This is a genomic window from Amycolatopsis sp. NPDC004368 (genome assembly GCF_053602515.1).
This window is the reverse complement of sequence record NZ_JBSGDT010000037.1, coordinates 1-15,338: the sequence shown is the minus strand read 5'-3', so window position 1 is coordinate 15,338 and position 15,338 is coordinate 1. Positions and strand designations below refer to the sequence as shown.

14 protein-coding genes and 3 pseudogenes are annotated in these 15,338 nt (G+C 70.5%); 13 read left to right on the top strand and 4 right to left on the bottom strand.

What is annotated here, in order from left to right:
• Nucleotides 1–134: 134 nt before the first annotated feature.
• The 6 genes and pseudogenes from ACWEOE_RS34650 (at nucleotide 135) to ACWEOE_RS34625 (ending at nucleotide 6,491) form a co-directional block, all read left to right on the top strand.
• Nucleotides 135–1,127, top strand: a complete 993-nt coding sequence (locus tag ACWEOE_RS34650) for an Acg family FMN-binding oxidoreductase (protein ID WP_452016735.1) — start codon at nucleotides 135–137, stop codon at nucleotides 1,125–1,127.
• Nucleotides 1,124–3,364, top strand: a complete 2,241-nt coding sequence (gene ppsA / locus ACWEOE_RS34645) for a phosphoenolpyruvate synthase (RefSeq protein WP_452016733.1) — start codon at nucleotides 1,124–1,126, stop codon at nucleotides 3,362–3,364. Before ACWEOE_RS34650 ends, ppsA begins: the two co-directional genes overlap by 4 nt.
• Before the next feature lie 133 nt (nucleotides 3,365–3,497).
• Nucleotides 3,498–4,499: pseudogene (locus tag ACWEOE_RS34640) on the top strand (Acg family FMN-binding oxidoreductase); the annotation flags it as partial.
• 124 nt (nucleotides 4,500–4,623) lie between these two features.
• On the top strand, nucleotides 4,624–5,244 hold the full coding sequence (locus ACWEOE_RS34635; protein WP_452016731.1) for an Rv1733c family protein: 621 nt from the start codon (nucleotides 4,624–4,626) through the stop codon (nucleotides 5,242–5,244).
• 28 nt (nucleotides 5,245–5,272) lie between these two features.
• The gene (locus tag ACWEOE_RS34630) at nucleotides 5,273–5,779 is read left to right on the top strand and encodes a universal stress protein (protein ID WP_452016729.1); all 507 of its coding nucleotides are present in this window, start codon (nucleotides 5,273–5,275) and stop codon (nucleotides 5,777–5,779) included.
• Between the two features lie 10 nt (nucleotides 5,780–5,789).
• Nucleotides 5,790–6,491 carry a CBS domain-containing protein gene (locus ACWEOE_RS34625; RefSeq protein WP_452016727.1) on the top strand — a complete coding sequence of 234 codons (702 nt, stop codon included), beginning with the start codon at nucleotides 5,790–5,792 and terminating at the stop codon, nucleotides 6,489–6,491.
• A gap of 64 nt (nucleotides 6,492–6,555) precedes the next feature.
• On the opposite strand, the gene ACWEOE_RS34620 is transcribed toward ACWEOE_RS34625, so the two are convergent.
• Nucleotides 6,556–6,792 (bottom strand): SHOCT domain-containing protein, encoded by a 237-nt coding sequence (locus ACWEOE_RS34620; protein WP_452016725.1) that lies wholly within the window; start codon nucleotides 6,790–6,792, stop codon nucleotides 6,556–6,558.
• Nucleotides 6,793–6,815: 23 nt separating this feature from the next.
• Complete coding sequence (locus ACWEOE_RS34615) at nucleotides 6,816–7,835, bottom strand: Acg family FMN-binding oxidoreductase (RefSeq protein ID WP_452016723.1); 1,020 nt, start codon at nucleotides 7,833–7,835, stop codon at nucleotides 6,816–6,818.
• 497 nt (nucleotides 7,836–8,332) lie between these two features.
• On the opposite strand from ACWEOE_RS34615, the gene ACWEOE_RS34610 reads away from it, so the two are divergent.
• From ACWEOE_RS34610 to ACWEOE_RS34585, 6 genes are all read left to right on the top strand, one after another.
• Nucleotides 8,333–9,691 carry an MBL fold metallo-hydrolase gene (locus tag ACWEOE_RS34610; RefSeq protein ID WP_452016721.1) on the top strand — a complete coding sequence of 453 codons (1,359 nt, stop codon included), beginning with the start codon at nucleotides 8,333–8,335 and terminating at the stop codon, nucleotides 9,689–9,691.
• A gap of 387 nt (nucleotides 9,692–10,078) precedes the next feature.
• On the top strand, nucleotides 10,079–10,321 hold the full coding sequence (locus tag ACWEOE_RS34605; RefSeq protein WP_452016719.1) for an SHOCT domain-containing protein: 243 nt from the start codon (nucleotides 10,079–10,081) through the stop codon (nucleotides 10,319–10,321).
• Nucleotides 10,318–11,778 (top strand): multicopper oxidase family protein, encoded by a 1,461-nt coding sequence (locus ACWEOE_RS34600; RefSeq protein WP_452016717.1) that lies wholly within the window; start codon nucleotides 10,318–10,320, stop codon nucleotides 11,776–11,778. Before ACWEOE_RS34605 ends, ACWEOE_RS34600 begins: the two co-directional genes overlap by 4 nt.
• Nucleotides 11,779–12,332: 554 nt before the next feature.
• On the top strand, nucleotides 12,333–13,238 hold the full coding sequence (locus tag ACWEOE_RS34595) for a universal stress protein (protein ID WP_452016715.1): 906 nt from the start codon (nucleotides 12,333–12,335) through the stop codon (nucleotides 13,236–13,238).
• A gap of 322 nt (nucleotides 13,239–13,560) precedes the next feature.
• On the top strand, nucleotides 13,561–13,725 hold the full coding sequence (locus ACWEOE_RS34590) for a hypothetical protein (protein WP_452016713.1): 165 nt from the start codon (nucleotides 13,561–13,563) through the stop codon (nucleotides 13,723–13,725).
• Between the two features lie 101 nt (nucleotides 13,726–13,826).
• The gene (locus ACWEOE_RS34585; RefSeq protein WP_452016837.1) at nucleotides 13,827–14,186 is read left to right on the top strand and encodes a TOBE domain-containing protein; all 360 of its coding nucleotides are present in this window, start codon (nucleotides 13,827–13,829) and stop codon (nucleotides 14,184–14,186) included.
• Nucleotides 14,187–14,248: 62 nt separating this feature from the next.
• Here ACWEOE_RS34585 and ACWEOE_RS34580 read toward each other — a convergent pair.
• Nucleotides 14,249–14,653, bottom strand: a pseudogene (locus tag ACWEOE_RS34580) (TSUP family transporter); the annotation flags it as partial.
• 13 nt (nucleotides 14,654–14,666) lie between these two features.
• Between ACWEOE_RS34580 and ACWEOE_RS34575 the strand changes: the two are divergent.
• Entirely contained in the window at nucleotides 14,667–15,065 is a 399-nt protein-coding gene (locus ACWEOE_RS34575) for a hypothetical protein (RefSeq protein WP_452016711.1), read from the top strand.
• 13 nt (nucleotides 15,066–15,078) lie between these two features.
• On the opposite strand, the pseudogene ACWEOE_RS34570 reads toward ACWEOE_RS34575, so the two are convergent.
• Nucleotides 15,079–15,243 (bottom strand): annotated as a pseudogene (locus tag ACWEOE_RS34570) (integrase core domain-containing protein); the annotation flags it as partial.
• Between the last annotated feature and the right edge of the window lie 95 nt (nucleotides 15,244–15,338).

The following is a 15,338-nucleotide window of genomic DNA, read 5'->3' as shown; positions in this document are numbered from 1 at the left end:
TAGGGCCGGAGGTCATCGGTGCCGGCGAGGCCGTCCGGCGTCGGCGCGGTGACTTTGGGCCCCATCGCGCCTGGAGCTGCGCTGGTGAGCATGGAACCGCCGGAGCGACCGTCTCCGGGTATGGAGCCATCGGGATGACCTCAGCGCCCACGACCGCCTTCACCGACTCGGAGATCGACGTGCTCGCGCGGGCGATCAGCCGGGCGCCGTCGGTCCACAACACCCAGCCGTGGAGCCTGCGGGTCCGCGGGGCGGACATCGACCTCGTCGAGCGCGTCGTGGCGTTGCCCAGCCACGACCCCGACGGCCGCGACCGAGCCATCTCGTGCGGCGCCGCGCTCGCCCACCTCGACCTCGCCGCACGAGTGCTCGGCCGCGAACCCAGCACGACATTTCCCGCCGACGGGGACGTGCTCGCCACCGTGCACACGGCACCGGGCGGCGGTGCCCGGGCTGACGAAACAGCGCGCTACCACGCCATCCCGCGCCGGCGCAGCCATCGGCAGTGGTTCGCCCCCGAACCGGTCAGCGACGCCGACCGGACAGCCGTGGCTTCGGCCGGCGCCGAAGCGGGGGTCCGGCTTGTGGTGCCGGGACACCTCGACGCGCTGGCGGCGATGCTCGGGTTCGCCACCCGCGTCTTCCGCGCGGACCCGGCGTACCAGCGTGAGCTCGACATGTGGACTGCCCGCACCTTCGTGCCGCACGCGCTCGGCGCGGCCGACGGCATCCCCGAGGACGCCCTCAGCGGCGAGTCCCTCCCTGCGGCCGGCCTGATCCGTCGTGACACACCAGTACCCGACGACGCGCGTCTGGCGAAGCGGCTCGAGAGCGAGAGCCTGCTGGTGATCTGCACCGACGGCGACGCTCGCCGCGACCACCTCGCCGCGGGTGTGGCGCTGGAGCGTGCGTGGCTGCAGGCCACGGTCCGCGCTCTGGCCGCGTCGGTGATCACGCAGCCGCTGCACCTGCTCGGCTTCCGTGAGCTGCTTGCGGAACGCCTCGAGCTGCCGGGCGTTCCGCAGGCGATCTTCCGGTTCGGCCACCCTGCGCCCCCGGCGACTCCGGCGCCCCGCCTTCCGCTCGATGAACTCTTTCCTGACGCCCCTTCCGGAGGACTGTCATGACGCACGTACGAGACCTCGCCGACGTCCGGCTCGCCGACGCCGAGACCGTGGGCGGCAAGGGCGCCAACCTCGGTGAACTGATCGCAGCCGGATTCCCGGTGCCCGGTGGCTTCGTGGTCTCGCGCGAGGGGTACTGGGCGGCGCTGGACGCCGCCGGCGTGCAGGGCCAGGTCGCCGACCTGCACGCGAAGGCACTGGCCAAGGTGGACGACCCGCAGCAGCTCGCCGATGCGTGTGAGCAGCTGGGCGCGCTCGTGCGTTCGGCCGGGCTCACGGAGGAGCTGGCCGCCGATATGACCGCCGCCTACGAGGCGCTGGGCGATACTCCCGCCGTCGCCGTGCGCTCGTCGGCGACGGGCGAGGACGGCGCGGAAGCTTCGTTCGCCGGCATGAACGCCAGCTACACCAATGTCTGGGGCGGCAAAGCGCTGACCGAACGGGTGGTCGACTGCTGGGCCTCCCTGTTTTCCCCGCGGGTGGTGAGTTATCGCGCCGGCCGTGGGTTCACCGGCGAGCCGGCCATCGCCGTCGTGGTCCAGCGGATGGTCCGCGCCGAGCGTTCCGGTGTGGTGTTCACGGCCGATCCCCGCACGGGTGACCGGGGTCGGCTGGTGATCGAAGCGGTGTTCGGCCAAGGTGAGGCGATCGTGAGCGGCGCCGTCGAACCGGACACCTACGTGGTGGCGAAGGACGACCTGCGGGTGCTCAGCGCCCGGGTGGGCACCCAGACGCACAAGATCATCCCGAAGGTGGGTGGCGGAGACGTGAAGGTCCCTCTCACACCCACGGCAGGCAAGCTTCGCGCCCTCGACGATGCCACCGTGCTGGAACTGACGCGTCTCGCCGCGCGGGTGGAAGACCACTACGGCGTGCCGCAGGACATCGAGTTCGCGGTCGCCGATCGCACGATCTGGCTCGTTCAGTCGCGCCCGATCACGACGCTGCCCGCGGCCGAAGCGAGGACCGGCGTCCTCGTCACGGGGCTCGCGGCCTCGCCCGGCGACGGCAGCGGCGCAGTCCGCGTACTGCACGACCCCGCGGAGGCGAAGCGCCTGCGCGACGGTGAGATTCTCGTGGCACCGATGACCAACCCCGACTGGGTGCCGGCCATCCGCCGGGCCGGCGCGCTCGTGACCGACGGCGGTGGCATGACGTGCCACGCCGCGGTCGTCGCGCGTGAGCTGGGCGTGCCGTGCGTGGTGGGCACCGGTGACGCGACCCGGGTGCTCGCCGACCGCACGCTGGTCACGGTGGACGGGACGAACGGCGAGGTCCGCGCCGGTGCCCCCGTCCACGAGACCGCGCACGTCGGACCGGTCGCCACGCCGACCGACGCCGAGACGATCGGAACGCGGTTGTACGTCAACCTCGCGATGCCCGACCATGTCGAAGAGGTCGCGGCACAGCCCGTCGACGGGGTCGGGCTGCTCCGGGCTGAGTTCCTCCTCACCGAGGCGCTCGGCGGACGGCATCCACGTGACCTGCTCGCCCGGGGCGAGGAAGAGTCCTTCGTGGACTCGATGGCGAAGTCACTGCTCGAGATCACGACCGCGTTCGGCAGGCGGCCGGTCGTCTACCGGGCCACGGATCTGCGCACCAACGAGTTCCGCGGGCTCGCGGGCGGTGAGGCGTTCGAACCCGTCGAGAGCAACCCGATGATCGGCTACCGCGGCTGCTACCGCTATGTGCGGGAGCACGATCTGTTCGCCCTTGAGCTGCGCACGCTCGCCCGGGTGCGCGAGCAGACGCCGAACCTGCACCTGATGATCCCGTTCGTGCGCACCAGATGGGAGCTGGAGGCGTGTCTGGAAGCAGTCGACGCGAGCCCGCTCGGCAGGCAGCGCGGGCTGAAGCGGTGGATCATGGCCGAGGTTCCGTCGGTCGTCTACTGGCTGCCGGAGTACGCGCGCCTGGGGATCGACGGGGTGTCGATCGGCAGCAACGACCTGACCCAGCTCGTGCTCGGCGTCGACCGCGACTCCGCCGTGTGCGCGGAGCTGTTCGACGAGGCGGATCCCGCGGTGCTGGACGCGATCACCAAGATCGTCGGCACCGCCAACGCCCGCGGAATCACCTCCTCGCTGTGCGGGCAGGCGCCTTCGACCAACCCGGCGTTCACCGAGCACCTGGTGCGGCTCGGGATCACGTCGATCTCCGTCAACCCTGACGCAATCGATCCCGCGCGCCGGGCGATCGCCGCAGCGGAACGGCGGCTCCTCCTCGACCACGTGCGATGAGACCGAGCGGCCACGATGGCACTGCTACGTCGGAGCTGCGCAGCGGGGGACATAGGTCCCTTAGCCTCGTGACTGCAGCCCGTACGTCGAGCAGGTCGCGCGGAGAAGGCTCGACGGTGCCTCTTGTCGCCACTTCACGGAGACCGCGATGAACGACCAGCTCCCCACCGCGTTCGACCAGGCCCTCGCGGCGGCGGTACGGGCGCCGTCTCCGCACAACACCCAGCCGTGGCGGTTCGTGGTGGACGGGGACGCGGTCGAGGTGTGGCTCGACCGCGCCCGGGTGCTCGCGGTCGCGGATCCCGCGGCGCGGGAAGCGAGAGTGTCGTGTGGCGCGGCAGTGCTGAACCTCGTGATCACCCTGCGGCTCAACGGGCTCGGAGCTCGGGTGCGGATCCTGCCGGACCCCGCGTCGCCCGACCTGCTCGCCCTGGTCAGCCTTGACGGCACCCGGCGTTCGACGGAACAGGACCGCAGACTTGCCGAGGCGGTGTACCGCAGGCACACGAATCGCCGCCCGTTCGTCGACCGCGCGGTGCCGACGGTCGCCCGCGCGCGGCTGAAGTCGGCGGCGCTGACCGAGGGCGGGCAGCTCGAGTTCCTGGACGTGTCGGGGCGCTACCCGAGGGTCGCGGCGCTCGTGCGGCGTGCGGAGGCGCTGCAGTCCGAGGACCCGTCGTTCCGGGCGGAGTCGGCCTGCTGGACCGGGCGCCCGGTGGAGAGCCCGGACGGGGTGCCGACGGTCGCTTTCGGGCCGCCGCACGAGATCCCCGGTGTCGTGTCCCATCGCGCCTCGCACACGAACCCGGCCGTTCCTTCACGGGCGTTCGAGCAGGATCCGTTGCTGGCGGTCGTGCTGACGCGCGACCACGGCGCGGCCGCCGAAGTCCGGGCGGGTATGGCGATGCAGCGGGTCCTGCTGACTGCCACCGCGGAGGGCCTGGCCTCCTCGTTCCTGTCCCAGCCGCTGGAGGTCTGCGGCACCCGGCGAGAGTTCCTGGAGCTGTTCCGCGGGCTGGGGCAGGTGCACGCGCTGCTGCGGATCGGGTACGGCCACCCCACGCGGATGACGTCGCGGCGGCCGGCCGCCGAGGTGACGACACAGCGCACCGAACCCCGCTTACCGGCCCTCTGACCGTCCGATGGGACCAGCTCCAAGCGGTGTCCCTCGTGAAGAGGACCGTCGGCCCGCGAGGCGGGGCCGAACGCCACTTCGGCCGTCCACTGGTCCGGAAGATGCTGGTGGGCGAGGAGATCTGGTGCGCAGGAAGGCAGGAACCATGGACACGTTGGCGAACCGGCTGATGCGTTGGTGGCACGCCATCGCTCCCGGCCGCGATTCGGTCGCCCGGCCCTCGGACCGCTTCCAGGCCGCCCTGCTCGCCCTGTGCGTTCTCACGGCCCTGGCCGCCGTGCCGTTCGCAGCCGCAGCGGGATCGAGGCTGTACGAGAGCCAGGCGGCGCAGTCAGCCGAGCAGCTCGCGGACCGCTACTCCGTGACCGCGACGTTGCTGGCCGACGGCCCCGAGCTCACCACGAGCGGGCGCAGCGGGGCCGTCGGCAGTCCGAAACCGACGGACGCGACGTGGGAGCTGGCCGACGGCGGCCGCCGGGTCGGCCGCGTTGACGCGAACGAGGGAACCCACCGGGGCGACACTTTCCTCATTTGGGTGGACCGCTCCGGAACGCCCGTGGACCCGCCGCTGACGCCGGCTGCCGCCGTGGTCAACGCGGCGGCAGGTGCCACCGGGCTCTGGCTTGCCGCCTGTCTGGCACTCGCGACCCTCTACGGCTCGGTGGCGTTCGTCCTCAACCGGCGCCGCGGCGCGCAATGGCAGCACGAATGGCTGGCCGGGCAGGCGAAGCGGACGCATTCGTGAGTTCCATCCGTGAGCGAAGGAGAAGATGATGAACACAGCCAACCAGGGCGACGTCGTCGTCGGCGTCGACGGTTCGGAGGTGAGCCTGGCCGCGCTGCGCTGGGCGCTGTCCGAGGCACGGGCGAGCGGCCGGACGGTGGTCGCGGTGCGGGCCTGGACGTTCGACCCCTTCGCCGATTTCGCGTCGGCCGCCGTGCGGTCGCCGGTCGAGCTGGCCGCGCTGCAGCGCCGCGAACTGGAGTCCGAAGTCGCCGACGCGCTGGCGGAGGTCGGCGAGACGCAGGTCCGCGTCGAGGCGATCGACGGTGCTGCCGGGCCCGTTCTCGTCCGGCTTGCCGAGGACGCGGCGATGCTGGTCGTCGGTAGCCACGGTCACGGCAGGCTGCTGCGGTTGCTCGTCGGCTCGGTGTCGGCGTATTGCCTGCGCGAGGCCCACTGTCCCGTCGTGATCCTGCCGGCGGGCACTGTCGAAAAGCCCGAAGCGGCCCTCGAAGCGGAGACCGCCGGGAACTACTACCCCGGCCCGCTGCTGTGAGGAGCCAAGGATGACCACGAAGCACCCCGTCCGCGCGGTGATGACGACCCCCGTGGACCAGCTCGCGCCCGGAACGCCGTTCAAGGCCGTCGTGGCTCTCCTCGAAGCCCGCGGAATCGGTGGCGCACCGATCGTCGACGAGCACGGCCGGGTCCTCGGCGTCGTGACGCAGGCCGACCTGCTCACGCGAAAGCTGCCGCACCGCGGACTCGGGCCCGGCGCGCGCCGCGGCCGACGCAAGGCCGAGGCGGTGTTCGCTGCGGACCTGATGAGCACGCCGGCGGTCACCGTCGGCCCGGACGATGACGTCGTCCATGCCGTGCAGCTGATGGAGACCCACCACGTCCACCGGCTCCCTGTGGTCGACGGCGACGGTGCACTGGTCGGCATCGTGGCGAGGGCCGACCTGCTGCGTGTTTTCCTGAGGCCGGACGTGGACATCTGCCACGAAGTCGGCGGTGAGGTGCTGGAGAGGGAGATGTGCGTCGATCCACGGACGCTGAACGTCACTGTGCACGACGGGATCGTCTCGATCAGTGGCGTCGTCGAGCGCTACAGCATGATCCCGCTGATCGCGGCTCTCGTCCGCCGGGTGGACGGCGTGGTCGAGGTGCGCGAACACCTCAAGGCCGATCTGGACGACCGGGGTGTCCGCCAGGACGGTCCGATCGCGAGCGGCCTGTTCGGCGGGCGTTCGGCGCGCAATCTTTGACCCGTCGAGAAAGCGGCCACTGTCCGGAATGGATGGTGGCCGCGTCCCTGGCCGGATCCGCGGCTCAGCGCTTGAGCGCCTCACGGCGGCGCTCGTACTCCTCTTGGTCGATCTCGCCGCGAGCGAAACGCTCACGCAGGATGTCCAGGGCACTGTCGTGCTCCTGGGGCGACCGGGTGCCGCGTCGGACGAGGAGCGCCGCGATCAGTCCGGCGGCGGCCAGGACAACGACCAGGACGACGACCGCGAGCACGGGCCCGAGCCAGCCCATCCCCGCGTCGTAGTGCCGCCAGTACGGCATGGCGACCTCCATTTCCGCCCGGTTCAGCGCCACGGTTCGCCGCCGCCCGGTGGGTCCGCGGTGTCGAGCGGCGTCAGCACGTCGTCGAGGTCACGGCGCGGGGTGGCGGGCAGCGGGTCGGCGTTGACCGGTGCCCAGCCGATACGCAGCACCATCTGCGGAACCGTGCCGCCGGAGACCTTCTCCTCGACGGTGCGGCGGACGTCCGCGATCTCCAGCGGTTCGGTGAGGGGGCAACTGGCGAGGCCCAGGCTCGTCGCCGTAAGCAGCACCGCGCTCGTCGCCTCGCCGGCGCGCAACCTCGAGAGGCGATCGTCGGACGCGGTGCTCAGGACGAGCAGCACGGTCTCGTCGTCCTCGCCCGCGGCGCCCACTGCCTCGGCGAGCTCGGGGTCTGCGAACCGCCGCGACGGAATCGCGCCCGGTGTCCTGTCGGGCAGCGGGGTGTTGCGCGACGGGACCCCGTCGGGTGCTGCGTGGCGGCCGCTCCACGCGGCCAGCTCGGCGCGGTAGGCCGGGTCGGCGAGATGTTCTTTGGACGCGTCTTGGATCGCGACGGCCAGGTAGTACCGCTCAGCGTCTTTCGCGATGCGCAGGACCACGCCCTCGTCTCCCGCGGCGACGGCCAGCGCTTCGAGGTGCCCGCGCGGCACCTCCCACGAACTGTGCCGGCGGCGGTCGGTCCGGCGGCGGGGGATCGCGGCGGCGAGCGCGACTTCATCCATCGACGGCTCGTGCCGATGCAGCTCGATTGCCGCCAAGTGGTCCGGCTCGTCCGGGTTGGGCAGCCGGCGCACCTCGGCCCGCCAACCCAGCGCGGCGAACCCGACACGCGCGTGGTGCAGCGCGGCGCCACAGCTGATGAGCAGGTCACGCCCGTCCGGATCGGTCTCCGTGAGCTGCCGCGACGGATCCGCGTACAAGTGCAGGGACTGTGAGCCGACGGCCCAGCGCCAGGGCTGCGAATTGTGCACCGACGGCGCGCGGACGGCCATCGCCACCGCGGTCTTGACGGTGAAATCGTCCGGAAGTCCACGTTCCATGGTGAGCCTGCCTAGTCGTCTCGTCCGATGGTCACCCCGACCCTGTCACCGGCGGGCCTCGCCAGTGCAGGGCAGGAGTTCCCCGGCACGAAGGACTTTCGCCGTGTCCGACGATGCGGCCATCCGCCTCGTCGCTCAGGCCGGGGAACGTCGTGCGCGGCACTGTCCTTTAACGATCGAGACGGACTTCGGCGCACCACGCGGTGAATACGGCGGATCCGATCTTCTGCGTCCCGGTGCGGAGCGCCTTCGCCACATCGGGTGTTCCTCCACGAGTCATGGGCCGTATGCCGAGCTTCCATATACCCCACGAGGGTACGAAGCTCAGGGATGCCGACGCAGTCTCGGGGTGACTGCGGTTGTGCATCCCTGTGACCAAGTCCTCTGTGTGTGCCGCCTGAACGCTGCCACGCTGCTTTCCGAGCGGAGAAGAGTCAGGTGTTCCGTAATACTTCCGGGGTGCCCCGGAGGGCCGGCGGCGAATGAGGAGAGGCCTCATGATCGAGATCATCGCCATCGACACACCGAGCCTCGGCGACCGCAGCTACCTCGTAGAGGACGGCGAGACAGCCTTTGTGGTCGATCCGCAGCGCGACATCGACCGGGTGCTGGACCTGGCCCACGTGCGAGGGTTGCGGATCACCGACGTGTTCGAGACCCACATCCACAATGACTACGTGACCGGCGGTCTCGCGCTGGCTCGCGTGACTGGCGCGACCTACCACGTCAACGCCGCGGATCCGGTGTCCTTCGCGCGCGCCCCTATCGAGGACGGGAACGTGATCGACGTCGGGCCCCACATGCACGTGCGCGCGTTGGCGACACCGGGACACACGTTCACCCACCTGTCCTACGTCCTCGAGGTGCTCGGACGCGTTCCCGCGGTGTTCACCGGCGGTTCGCTGCTGTACGGCTCCACCGGCCGGCCCGACCTGCTCGGCCGGGCCCACACCGGTGAGCTGGTGAAGCGTCAGTACGCGTCCGCCCACCGGCTGGCCGCCGTGCTGCCGGACGACGCAGAGGTCTATCCCACCCATGGCTTCGGCAGCTTCTGCTCTGCCACCCCGTCCGACGCCGGCCAGTCGACGATCGGCCGGGAGAAGCAGGTCAACCCGGTGCTGACCCAGCAGGAGCACGACTATGTCGACGCACTGCTCGCCGGCCTGGACGCCTACCCGGCCTACTACGCCCACATGGGTCCGGCGAACAGGGTCGGTCCGGACGCCCCGGACCTCGCCGAACCGAAGACCGCCGATCCGGCCGAGCTGCGCTCGCGCATCGAGGCCGGCGAGTGGGTGGTGGACCTGCGCTCGCGGACCGCGTTCGCCGCTCGGCACGTGGCCGGCACCCTGAACTTCGGCGCGGACGGCAGTTTCGCCACCTACCTGGGCTGGCTCATCCCCTGGGGCACCCCGCTCTCCCTGCTCGGCGACACCGCCGCGCAGGTCGCCGACGCGCAACGCGAACTGGTCCGGATCGGCATCGATCGCGTCGAAGCCGCGGCCACCGGAACCCCCGAAGCGTGGTCAGGTGCCGCGCGCCTCGGGTCATTCCCGCGAGCGGACTTCAGTGAGCTGGCCATGGTCCGCCACCACCGGCCGGTGACGATCCTCGATGTACGGCGCAACCTGGAATGGGCGCAGAACCACATCGACGGCGCACTGCACATCCCCTTGCACGAACTGCTCGATCGGCTCGGCGAGGTGCCGGTCGGAGAAGTGTGGGTGCACTGCCAGGCGGGATACCGCGCATCGATCGCGGCCTCGGTGCTCGCCGCGGCGGGGAACCAGGTCGTCGCGGTGGACGACGAGTTCGACCGGGCGGCGTCGGCCGGGCTGCCTGTGACCGCCGGCTGATGCGGATTCCCTGACGATCCTGCCGGCGGCGGTGTTCGGCCTGGTCGTCGGCACTGGCCGGGACGTGCTCGGCGCGGGCGGCTCCATCGTGGCGATCCCCGGCCTTGGTCCAGCGGGTCGGGCCGCCGCTCAGCTCGGCGATCCCCGACGTCGCTCCTGGTCGCCTTCCGCCCCGCCCCGCCCCGGCGCGGGGCGCCGCCCGCCTGACCATCGGCGGTGGGGTGACCTGACGAAGCCGTGACCACGTTGCCAGGACTCACCGCGCCGGAGGCCGACGGTGAATCACATGGGGTGCAGTGCCGGGACGCGGGGATGGACACTGAGCGGAGAGACGGTCCGGAGGGCCACTCGCAGGCGTGCGCCCTGATCAATCAAGAGGGGCCACAGATGAGGGATGGCGATGGCTGGGTGATGGGCTGGTGGTGGGTCTGGCCCGCGTTGATCGTGGTCGGTCTGGTGATTTTGGGTTACCTGGCGGTCCTGCTGGCGCGGGGCAGGGTCCGCGGCTCCCGAGAGGGAGAGCCTGACGGAGGCGTCAGGTCCTCGGCGCGCCGAATTCTCGACGAGCGGTACGCCCGGGGGGAGATCGACGAGGAGGAGTACCTGCGTCGGAAAGCCGAGCTCCGGTGAGCAGCGAGCCGATCAGCCGTCGTCGCGCCTTCGGTCTGCTCGGGGTGGGGGTCGCAAGCGTCGCGGCCGGCGCCACGGGGTGGGCGACGGGGCTGGGTGCAGTCGACGGGAAGGCGGGCCGGTCAGCCGGTGCGAGCGGGCAGTCTCTGGCCGAACCGCTGGAGTTGAGCAGCCGGGCCGGCGTGCTGCCGGTGGAGCTGACGGCAGCACCGGGAGTGCGCCTCGCTGGCCGCGACACCGCGGCATGGGGGTTCAACGGCACGTCACCTGGCCCGACGCTGCGGGTGCGGCCGGGGGATCTGCTGCGCATCCGGCTGGTCAATCAGCTGGGTCAAGCGACCAACCTGCACACCCACGGCCTGCATGTCTCCCCGCAGGGCAACAGCGACAACCCGTTCCTGAGAATCGAAACGGGGACCAGCTTCGACTACGAGGTTCGCGTTCCGGACGATCATCCGGCCGGGACGTTCTGGTACCACCCGCACCACCACGGCACCGTGGCTGATCAGATCTTCGCCGGTCTCGCCGGGGCACTGCTCGTCGACGGCGGCCCCGCGCTCGCCGCACAGGAGCGGATTCTGCTGATCACCGACACCACGTTGAATGCCGCGGGCCGGGTGGCGTCGGTGACTGCCATGAGCAGGATGACGGGCCGCGAGGGCACGGTGGTGCTGGTCAACGGCCAGCACCAACCCGTCGTCGCGGCCGCGCCCGGTGCCGCGCAGCGGTGGCGAGTCATCAACGCCTGCACATCCCGTGTACTGGCGCTGCGGCTGCAGGGCCACCAACTCACCGAAGTGGCCTTCGACGGCCGGTTCCTGCCCGCCCCCACGGTGCAGGAGCCCGTCGTGCTGGCACCCGGCAACCGCGCGGACCTCCTCGTCCGGCCCGCTGCGCCCGGCCGCTACGCGCTGATCAGCGACGCCTACGACCGCGGCAGCGTGATGGGTGGGGGCTCGGTCACCAGCAGCCGGGTCGTTCTGGGCACCCTGGACGTGACTGGGCCCGCGGCGGCGGCACCGGCATTGCCCGTCGCACTGCCGGCTCCACCCGCGCCGGCAGGCCCGATCGTGCGGCAGCGTCAAGTCACCCTCGGCACGGCTATGGGTGGAATGGGCGCGGGCGAGATGATGAGCTTCACCATCGACGGACGCACATACGATCCGACCCGCGATGATCAAACCATCCGGCTCGGCACCACCGAAGACTGGACGGTGATCAATACCAGCCCCATGGTGCACCCGTTTCACCTGCACGTCTGGCCCATGCACGTCGTGGGCGACAGCACCGGCACGGCTCCGATCAGGAGACAGCAAGACGTCGTCCTCGTTCCCGCCCGTGGCTGGGTCCGCCTGCGCATCGCCTTCGCTGACTACCCGGGCCGCAGCGTCTACCACTGCCACATCCTCGATCACGAAGATGTCGGCATGATGGCCACCGCCCACGTCCGCAGCTAGCAACGAGGCGTGACCGGTGATCGCGACGGTCTCTCCGACGACGGTGTTCTCATCGTGCCCCCGCGCCGTTGACGGCGTGGATGGCGCGGCCGGCGCGGCTGTCGCGTCTGCCGGACAGTCGCGGCCGCGCCGCGCGGAGATCGTTGCGCGCGGCCCGCGCTGACGGGCGGGCTGAGGATGTCGTGCGCAGGGAGGTGCGCGATGACCTCGCCGGCGTCGCCGTCGGTCTCTCCGCTGACCGCACACCAACCTGATCGCCTTGCCCACCGCGAAGAGTGCTGGATTGCTGACACGTGCCGTACGTCAGGTCCGTCGCCCCCTGACCTGCGTGCCGTTCCCGCTGGTGTAACCACCGCCGGGTTGCGTGAGTACACCGGACCAACGCCGATCGGCGCGGCAAGGACCCGGAGCCGAAAGACCCGCCGTGTATGGGCGTCGGCCCCTACTCGGAGCCGACGCAGGCAAACATGCTCGGGGAAGTCCGGTGACAGTCACAGAAGTCCGCGATGGCACGTCCGTCTCCCGTAGCGGTGGTGTTCTTGACGACCGGGAGGATGATCAGGAAGGCGCTGGTCGTGAACGAAAGCAGTCGGTCGGTTGTGGTCGGTGTGGATGGATCGTCCTCGGCCCGACATGCGGTGCGTTGGGCCGCACGTGAGGCCGAGTGCCGTCGTCTGATGCTGGTGATCGTGCACGTGTGCGCACTGGTGCCTGTCGCCGTGCCGCACGCGGTGGCGCTGCGCCGATACCAGGCTGCGCTGGTGGAGCAGGGGCACCAGTGGCTTGCCGAAGCCGCTGGAGCAGCCCGGGAGTCAGCACCCGACGTGGCCGTGCGCACCGACCTGACCGGCGGCTCGGCGGCCGATCAGCTGATCGGGCTGTCAGCCTCGGCAGAGCTGATGGTGCTCGGCTCACGAGGGCTGGGCGGGTTCACCGGTCTGGTGGTCGGATCGACCGCCGTGGCGGTAGCCACCCACGGGCACTGCCCGATTGTGGTCGTACGAGGAGCTGATGCTCAGACCGAACCACGCCAGGACGGTCCGGTGGTGGTGGGTGTCGACGGAGCACCGAGCAGTCAGATGGCGATTTCCTTTGCCTTCCAGGCCGCGGCTACCCGGAACGCGCCCCTGGTGGCCGTGCATGCTGTGAACGACGTGCCCATCGCGGCCGTCCGGAGATCTGCGGCGGATCGGCAGCCGATCGAGTTCCACGACTCAAGGCTGCTGAGCCAGTGGCTGGCCGAGTACCAGGAGACGTATCCCGTTGTGTCGGTCGAGCAGGTCGTGGCGCGTGACCGTCCGGCTCACATCCTGCTTGATCACGCCAAGAGTGCACGGTTGGTCGTGGTCGGGTCCCGCGGCCGTGGTGGTTTCCGAGGTCTGCTGCTGGGATCGACTGGCCAGGCCTTGATGTACCACGCAGCCTGCCCAGTGGCCGTCGTGCCATCACCGCGACCATGACCATCCCCATCACGACAGGCCCGACAACCGCTGCAGGTTACGAGGAACGGCAGCATGGTGTGTCGGACTGTGCCGACTGCTGACCGCGCCGGTGCCGACATCGGCTGCCGGTCGCGGCCGGCCAGAGGCGAAGGTTTCCGGCCTCGGCTGCTGCGCAGCAGCCGAGGCATTCTCTCGTGCGTGCGGTCCTCACCGGTAGAACCGCGCCGCGCGGTCCCGAATCCTCGCTCGCCTCGAAGGGTCGGCGGCAGCACGGTGAACTCGTGCTCGAGCCAGCCGGGCAGCCGGCAGATGTGCCGCGAAGTGCGCGGCACTTTCGACCGTGAGCCGGCCGCTCACTGTCGCGTCGCCCATGCTCAATCCGATGATCGCCGGGACCGCCGCGATGGAGTTCTCGCCGGTGTTCCTGGTCAGCCATAGCCTGTGGCTACGACGTTTTCACAGCCCCCTGAACACCGCGCAGACCGCCTCGCCGGGCCGGCGATGACGGTGGGAGGTCATCCGATGCATCACCACAGCGGACAACTCGTTCAGCACGATCGAGAGAGGGTCGTGCTGAACGTCAGCGGATTGCTGCGCGCTGGCGCGGTGCCGCAGTACCGGATCTCCGAAGCAGTGAAACTGCTCGGCGTCAGCGACGACACCATGCGGCGCCACATCGACGTCGGAACGCTCACCGCGGCCAAAGACAAGGCCAAGCGGGCCGTGATCGCCGGTGAGGAACTCGGCGAGTTCGCTCGCCGCCAGGGCGAGGCCGCGCCTGATCCGATCTCAGTGGGACGCTCGGCGCGCAACCGCATGGTCGTGCTGGTCACCTCGGTCGTCGCCGACAAGGTCATGGCGCAGGTCGAGATCCAGCGCGGCCGCGACCGCGTGGTCTCCCTGATGAGCACCGAGGCGGTCCGAGAACTGGGCATCGAACCCGGGTCGCTGGCCGTCGCGACGTAGAGCGCGCCGATGCCCAGGGCGAGGATGCCGAGCAGGAGGCGGAGGCCGGTTTCGGGGAGCCGGGGCTGCAAGCGGGTGCCGAGGTAGCCGCCGAACAAGCCGCCGAGGCCGCAGGCGAGGCCGACAAGCCAGTCGGGTGCGATGTCGCCGGTCGAGGTCATCGCGAGCAGCGCGAACGAGGTGGCGCCGACGAGTGATGTGACGAAGGTGGAGGCGAGTGCGGCCGGGGCGGCGGTGGCGACGGGGACTCCGCGGCTGACGAGGATGGGGCTGAGGAGCGAGCCGCCGCCGATCCCGTAGATCTCGCCCACGATGCCGACCACCAGGGCGAGCGCGACGGTCGCGCGCGGCGACGGCGGCGTATCGGCGTGGTGCCGAGCCGGACGCAGCGCGCGGATGCAAAGCGACAGGCCCAGTGGCAGAAGGAAGGCCGAGGCCAGCAGACGAAACACGCGGGGACCGGGCACTGCGAACACGCGGATGACGGCGCCGATCACGACGCCGGGAACCGCCGACGGTCTTCACGTCGGTGACCTGCCGCTCCAGCTTGCCGTTCGCAGCAACGCAGAGACACAGGGAGCGGTGTTCTACCAGCCAGAGGAGGTCCTCGTCGGCAGTTCGGACCGGCGTTCGTCCCCCGCACTTCAGGTGCGGGCCCGGGTCATCGAGGTCGTGCGCACGGACCCGCTCGCCCGTGTCCTGCTCGCCACCACACCACCGTCGGCCGCGTTCGTGCCGCACCGCGACCTCGGCGAGCTCAACGGCGATGTGGAAGTCACCGTGCCCCACCACGCGCTGCGCATCATCGGGCCCGTAACAGCATCGGCTCGACCCAGACCGGGACGCGAGACCGGTCGCGAGCAGCCATGCCGACCCTAGGTGTATTTGGCCATCAGGTTGGTGGCAGTCGGTTGATGGGTGGGTGTCCGCCGAGTGCGCTGTGGCGGCGTTGAGTGTTGTAGTGCTCGAGCCAGGGTGCAAGAGCTGCTGTGCGTTCGGTGTTGCTGGCGAAGGCCTGGCGGTAGGCCCACTCGGTTTGCAGTGTGCGGTTAAGACGTGTCAAGTACCGGGTTTGGTGGAGAGTGGATTAGTTGGTTTCCAGGGTTGCGGTGACCGGGTGGGTCATCGCGTGTAGTGCTTCGTACTCGGTGG

Excerpts from the sequence above, each read along its gene's own strand:
- ppsA (WP_452016733.1), top strand. The coding sequence starts at position 1,124 with ATGACGCACGTACGAGACCTCGCCGACGTCCGGCTCGCCGACGCCGAG.
- ACWEOE_RS34630 (WP_452016729.1), top strand. The coding sequence starts at position 5,273 with ATGAACACAGCCAACCAGGGCGACGTCGTCGTCGGCGTCGACGGTTCG.
- ACWEOE_RS34575 (WP_452016711.1), top strand. The coding sequence starts at position 14,667 with ATGACGGCGCCGATCACGACGCCGGGAACCGCCGACGGTCTTCACGTC.
- ACWEOE_RS34615 (WP_452016723.1), bottom strand. The coding sequence starts at position 7,835 with ATGGAACGTGGACTTCCGGACGATTTCACCGTCAAGACCGCGGTGGCG.
- ACWEOE_RS34610 (WP_452016721.1), top strand. The coding sequence starts at position 8,333 with ATGATCGAGATCATCGCCATCGACACACCGAGCCTCGGCGACCGCAGC.
- ACWEOE_RS34625 (WP_452016727.1), top strand. The coding sequence starts at position 5,790 with ATGACCACGAAGCACCCCGTCCGCGCGGTGATGACGACCCCCGTGGAC.
- ACWEOE_RS34605 (WP_452016719.1), top strand. The coding sequence starts at position 10,079 with ATGAGGGATGGCGATGGCTGGGTGATGGGCTGGTGGTGGGTCTGGCCC.
- ACWEOE_RS34650 (WP_452016735.1), top strand. The coding sequence starts at position 135 with ATGACCTCAGCGCCCACGACCGCCTTCACCGACTCGGAGATCGACGTG.
- ACWEOE_RS34595 (WP_452016715.1), top strand. The coding sequence starts at position 12,333 with ATGATCAGGAAGGCGCTGGTCGTGAACGAAAGCAGTCGGTCGGTTGTG.
- ACWEOE_RS34620 (WP_452016725.1), bottom strand. The coding sequence starts at position 6,792 with ATGCCGTACTGGCGGCACTACGACGCGGGGATGGGCTGGCTCGGGCCC.